This is a genomic window from Atlanticothrix silvestris CENA357 (assembly GCF_016056295.1).
Lineage (GTDB): Bacteria > Cyanobacteriota > Cyanobacteriia > Cyanobacteriales > Nostocaceae > Atlanticothrix > Atlanticothrix silvestris.
Genome location: NZ_JAECZB010000059.1, coordinates 1 through 5,377, shown reverse-complemented (window position 1 = coordinate 5,377; position 5,377 = coordinate 1). Strand labels below are relative to the sequence as shown.

The 5,377-nt window shown below is 39.0% G+C and carries 6 protein-coding genes and 2 pseudogenes; 4 read left to right on the top strand and 4 right to left on the bottom strand.

Annotated elements, in window-relative coordinates:
- Nucleotides 1–482, top strand: a pseudogene (locus I8751_RS17055) (ISKra4 family transposase); the annotation flags it as partial.
- A 7-nt stretch (nucleotides 483–489) separates the two neighbouring features.
- Here I8751_RS17055 and I8751_RS17050 read toward each other — a convergent pair.
- Nucleotides 490–876, bottom strand: coding sequence for a hypothetical protein (locus I8751_RS17050; RefSeq protein ID WP_214440323.1), 387 nt, complete (start codon nucleotides 874–876; stop codon nucleotides 490–492).
- A gap of 676 nt (nucleotides 877–1,552) precedes the next feature.
- Here I8751_RS17050 and I8751_RS17045 point away from each other — a divergent pair.
- The 3 genes from I8751_RS17045 to I8751_RS17035 all read left to right on the top strand — a co-directional run bounded on the left by I8751_RS17045 (nucleotide 1,553) and on the right by I8751_RS17035 (nucleotide 3,776).
- A complete protein-coding gene (locus I8751_RS17045) occupies nucleotides 1,553–2,986 on the top strand; it encodes a BCD family MFS transporter (protein ID WP_214440322.1) in 1,434 nt (477 codons plus the stop codon).
- A gap of 105 nt (nucleotides 2,987–3,091) precedes the next feature.
- On the top strand, nucleotides 3,092–3,487 hold the full coding sequence (locus I8751_RS17040) for a type II toxin-antitoxin system RelE/ParE family toxin (protein ID WP_214440321.1): 396 nt from the start codon (nucleotides 3,092–3,094) through the stop codon (nucleotides 3,485–3,487).
- A complete protein-coding gene (locus I8751_RS17035) occupies nucleotides 3,459–3,776 on the top strand; it encodes a helix-turn-helix domain-containing protein (protein WP_214440320.1) in 318 nt (105 codons plus the stop codon). The genes I8751_RS17040 and I8751_RS17035 overlap by 29 nt, the downstream gene beginning before the upstream one ends.
- Before the next feature lie 216 nt (nucleotides 3,777–3,992).
- Here the strand turns inward: I8751_RS17035 and I8751_RS17030 are convergent, their stop codons facing one another.
- The 3 genes and pseudogenes from I8751_RS17030 to I8751_RS17020 form a co-directional block, all read right to left on the bottom strand.
- The gene (locus I8751_RS17030) at nucleotides 3,993–4,400 is read right to left on the bottom strand and encodes a hypothetical protein (RefSeq protein ID WP_214440319.1); all 408 of its coding nucleotides are present in this window, start codon (nucleotides 4,398–4,400) and stop codon (nucleotides 3,993–3,995) included.
- 65 nt (nucleotides 4,401–4,465) lie between these two features.
- Nucleotides 4,466–5,020, bottom strand: a pseudogene (locus tag I8751_RS17025) (chromosome segregation protein ParM); the annotation flags it as partial.
- Between the two features lie 8 nt (nucleotides 5,021–5,028).
- The coding region (locus I8751_RS17020; protein WP_214440318.1) for a transposase at nucleotides 5,029–5,377 on the bottom strand (349 nt) is incomplete at its 5' end.

The following is a 5,377-nucleotide window of genomic DNA, read 5'->3' as shown; positions in this document are numbered from 1 at the left end:
AGCTCCCCCTGCACCCCCTGCCTCCCCTGCTCTCTTCGCTCACCTGTATCGGTGATGGACACGACGGCATTTGGAATATCGTTGAACAACTAGCCCCAAATGCACAGCGTCGAGAAGTACTGGATTGGTTCCATTTAATCGAGAACCTCCACAAAGTCGGGGGTTTACTAAAACGCTTGAAACAAGCGCAAGCTTTTCTTTGGAAGGGTCAAGTTGAGGAGACTAAAGCTTTATTTGCTCATTACAAAGGTAAACACGCCCAACATTTTTGTCGTTACCTTGATAAGCATCGCGATCGCATTATTAATTATGAGTACCATCAAGCTGAAGAGATTTGTTCAATTGGGTCTGGGTCGGTTGAATCTGCTGTTAAACGGGTTGACCGTCGAACTAAGATATCTGGAGCGCAGTGGAAACAGGAAAATGTACCTCAAGTCCTTGCCCATCGTTGTGCCTACCTCAATGGATTCTTATCTGTTTGACCTTTCTTCAAAAAGTGAGATGCTCCCAGTAATATGATGGTTCAATAAGTGTTGTGTTTTGAGCAACAAACTTATCTATACTAAGAAACAAAATAATTTTATCATCTGTAAATACTGCGGGATAAAGTTTTCCAATCCATTGGTAATCTTGAATATTCTTGATAGCGGACAGACGAGCCTTTTTCGTTTTAAAATTTTCTGACAATATTCTTTTAATAATGTCTCGGAATGCTGGCTCAACATTTTTACGAATATCTGTTTTAATGTTTTCTTTAAAGTCACTAGGTAATTGCTCACTTTGGAGCATTTCTATATATTTTTTTAGTTGCAAATATATTTTGTTTTTAAATTTATCAGGAATTTCTTGGTCAAGTTTTAGTAAGTTGTTGATCACAGGATCGACATTAGAATCAATAAAAAGAACATATTTTTCAAAATCCTCCTCATTTCCATCGGCGATAAAATATTTTTTTAGTTCGTTAATAGGTAAGTTTTTCTTAAGGTTAGTAATAAACAGAATTTTTCTCTTTTGCTTGGCAAATTCCTTGTAATTAGAATGTATAAACTTTAGAACAATGTATGTTTTACCCGAACCCAGGGCGAACGCACGGGATTTCCGAAACCCCTACTGGACAAGGATCTTGATGAAAAAATAGGCTAAATTAGAAAACGCCGAAACCCTTGCCATTGAAGGATTCTTATACTTTAGATGCGTTTGCCCTGTACCCGAACCAGTTGCCATACTTAGGAGAAGCAGCCCAAGATTGTCTTGTTTACAGTATTGGTTTAATATTTCTTCCATATCCCTGATAACCTCATTAAAGTTGAAAAAAGTTGGACGTGAATGTTAAATCTAGATAGCGATTGCCATATATAAAACCACTATTAGCAGTAAATGGTGGGGATAAGCAACTATCTCAGTTAGCTTATTATTTATATACAGTAGTGTTTGATTCAGTTATGGGTACACAACAAACCCCAAATCCAAAAATTAAATTTAAGTTTTCTCAAACAGTTTATCTTTAATTAAAGAGAGACTATATTCCATAAACCATACGAAGAAAGTAGCTATGGCAAGCGGTGATGTATTTGAGTCCCAAACAAAATCCCTAGCTGTGCCAAGGGTCAACCTGTTGACCATGTTCCGGCTGGGTTTGTTTCAAATGGGGTTGAGCATGATGTCTATTTTGACTCTGGGCGTACTTAACAGAGTCATGATTCAAGAAATAGCAATTCCGGCGACGCTAGTAGCAGTAGTTCTAGCACTACCCTTATTTGTTGCTCCTTCGCGGATTTGGTTCGGTCAAATTTCCGATGCCAAGCCATTGTGGGGATACCACCGCACTGTGTATGTTTGGGTAGGGGCGGCAATATTTGCGATCGCAGCATTTTTAGCTGTACAAGTGATGTGGCAGATGAATATTGCTGCAAGTAGTGTAGGTGGTTGGACATGGACAGTCCAAACAATCGGCTGGACAGCACTTTTAGCTTTGATTTTTGCTGTATACGGTCTAGGAATTTGTGCTAGCGGTACTGCTTTTGCTGCTTTATTGGTTGATATATCTGAAGAAGATAACCGTTCTAAAGTAGTTGGCGTGGTTTGGTCAATGCTAATGCTAGGAATTATTGTCGGAGCAATTATTAGTTCTAGCCTGCTCAAGCAATTAACTCCAGAAGCAACCGTAGAAACCTTACAAGCAGGTATTAATAGACTATTTACCATTGTGCCAGCAATTGTATTTGGGTTGGCGATTTTAGCAACCTTTGGCGTAGAAAAAAAGTATTCTTTATATTCGAGCCGTTCCACACTGTTAAATCGGGAAGACAGCATTACTCTAGGCAATGCTTGGAAAATCTTGACAGCAAGTCCGCAAACTGGGTTGTTTTTTACTTTTTTAGTGGTGATGACACTTTGCTTGTTTATGCAAGACCCGGTTTTAGAGCCTTATGCAGGTCAGGTGTTTGGTATGCCTTTGGCTGAAAGTACCAAACTGAATGTCTATTATGGAATAGGTCTGCTCATTGCTTACAGTGTTACTGGCTTTTTGATTGTGCCGCGTTTGGGCAAGCGCAGAACTACACGGCTAGGCTGTATGTTAGTCGCATTTTGTGCATTATTACTGGGTATATCGGGGTTCACAGCTAATGCAGCTTTCCTCAAACTAGGTTTAGTTTTGTTCGGTTTAGCTACAGGTTTTTTAACTACTGGAGCAATTAGCTTGATGCTAGATCTCACCGCAGCAGAAGCCGCAGGTACATTTATTGGCGCGTGGGGATTAGCACAGTCTATTTCTAGAGGAATTGCAGTAGTTATAGGCGGTACAGTTTTAGATATAGGGCGCAGACTTCTACCTAGCTTGGAATTAGCTTATGGATTGGTATTTGCCTTAGAAGCTTTAGGGATGGTGGTATCGATTTGGTTCCTCAACCGAGTAAACGTCACCGAATTTCAAACAAATACCAAACAGGCGATCGCTTCAGTTTTAGAAAGTGATTTGGATTAGACCTGTCTTTAAATCCTAAATCATTTGTGAGAAAATACCACACTCATTGGACTCGCTAAGCATAGCACCAAGTGCTATATAATAAGCGAAGAAAATGAGTATAGTATGATAATCTACAAAACCCGATGGTTTGACCGTTGGGCACGCAAAGAGGGTTTAAATGATCTTAGCCTCTACGCGGCTGTAAACGAAATGACGGCAGGACTTTACGAAGCCGATCTAGGGGGCGGACTTTTCAAAAAGCGGATTGTCCGCTCTGGACAAGGTAAGCGTGGTGGCTTTCGTACACTAGTCGCCACCAACAAAGGAGATTACTGGTTTTTTGTTTTCGGCTTCTTGAAAAATGAGCGCAGCAACATTAACAAAAAAGAAGAAGAAGCATTAAAAAAGCTGGCATCAGTGCTGTTGTCTTACACGCTACAGGATCTCGAAAAAGCCAAGCTCGAAGATGAATTAATGGAGGTAATTCGCAATGCCGAAGAAGAAATCAGCGATTCTTGAAGCCGTTCACGAAACGGCTACTGGGCTGCACAAGGCTGGACTGATGGATCAAACTACACTGCGTGAATTTGACTGTCTGTGCTTGTCTCCAATTGAACCCCTAGAACCTAAGCAAATTAAGCAAATACGCGAATCATCTCACGTCAGCCAGGCAGTATTTGCTGCGATTTTGAATACAAGTCTATCAACGGTTCAAAAGTGGGAAATCGGTCAGAAGCGTCCCAGTGGCACAGCTCTTAAGCTGTTGCACTTAGTTAAGAAACGGGGATTGAATAGCGTGATTGATTAAGGAGTCAACTCTGCACGATCTGCGCCTATAGTCTGAGTTTCTCGAAGCAGTTTGCGATCGGTCTTTGTTCAAGTTTTTTGACTTTAGGTCAAGACTTGCTCAAATTTGCTGGTACTTGGCATGGAGACGACTTAGAGGAGTGCCTAGCATTTATTCATGCAACCGAGTATTGATGATTGTTAACAAGCTAGATCGATTGATAGTCACGCCCCTATTTCAAGATAGCCTTTGATAATATGGCTCAAAAGGTTGATAAGTATCTAGGAATTCAAATGTACTCGCTAATGTACTCATTGAACGAGATATCGCTACCCTCTGAGAGTCTATCAATTCCTTTATTTCGGGTATTGTGATTAGTTCTTCAAACTCAGATTCAATAACACTTAAAAAATTTATTTCTTTTCTAAAATCATTTTTTATCTCATCGACCGTTATAAAAAATGGGTAAGTAACTTCTTTTTCTAAATCAAAATAACAAAATTCCCAATTTTTATCTGGTAGCTTGTAAATATTTTCTTTGTTTGCAAGCAATTCCTGTTTTGCTTTAAAGTCTTTCGGTTGCTTAGGAGTAAAATACTCTTTATAATGTCTCTGCTTAACATTACGAGAAAGTTGAATTTTCATTTTTTTAGTGGCATTTTAAATAAACTTTACAACTACAAAAAATTATCTTTGAAGAAATATTAGTTTTATGACCCAGTAGCGCGAATAAATTGCACTTCTCCGTAAATATACTGCCCTAAAGCGTTAGCTTGGCGAGAAGGTGCAGCTAAATAGGCGTTAATGCTAGCTTCTCTGAGAAGACGTTGGATATCTTCCCAAAAGAATTCTCCGCCTCCACCTGTAATAATTACATCTGTCACCCGTTCTGGCAACCAAGCGAGAACACGGGATGTGATTTCACGGGAAAACATTTCTATCAAATTGGGGAGAAAATCGTCTAAATTAGTGGATGTAATAGCAACTTTGGGACGGTAGAAACGTTCGCCCTTGGGTTTGTTTACAGCAGAAATCAGTGCCCAAGATTGACTATCAGCACCGTCTATTTCCGCAGCTACCAACTCATAAAATTTGTTCATACCAAAGTCTTCACTCTTAGAAAGATATTTAACAAATCGGAAATTATCTACCATCAAAAAGTTAATGTTTTGATGACCAATATCAACAACAGCTAATGGAATTTTTGTAAAATCATAAACATTTGATTTTTGAGGTTGTGCTATGTGCCATAGCAAACTACCGTAATACCAATTCACGAAAAATTTGATTCAAATAAAGCATCAAGAATAAAATCCCAACCTGTAATAGAAGCAACGATTGATGTGTTTAATTTTTCCAAACGCCTCCAGATAAATTGTCTTAACTCATCTAAAGTTCCAAAGCTTTCCCAAGCTAAATGCCTTTTAATTTCCTCCCATAATCGCTCAATTGGATTAACTTGGGGTGTGTGTGGAGGTTGAAATAATAAAATGATATTTTCTGGTATTTGAAGATGCTGGCTAAAATGAAAAGCTCCATTATCTAACTGAATAATATGGATATCTTGGGCATAAGTGGCAGAAAATTTTTCTAAGAAAACCTGAAAACAAGCTGCATTTAAA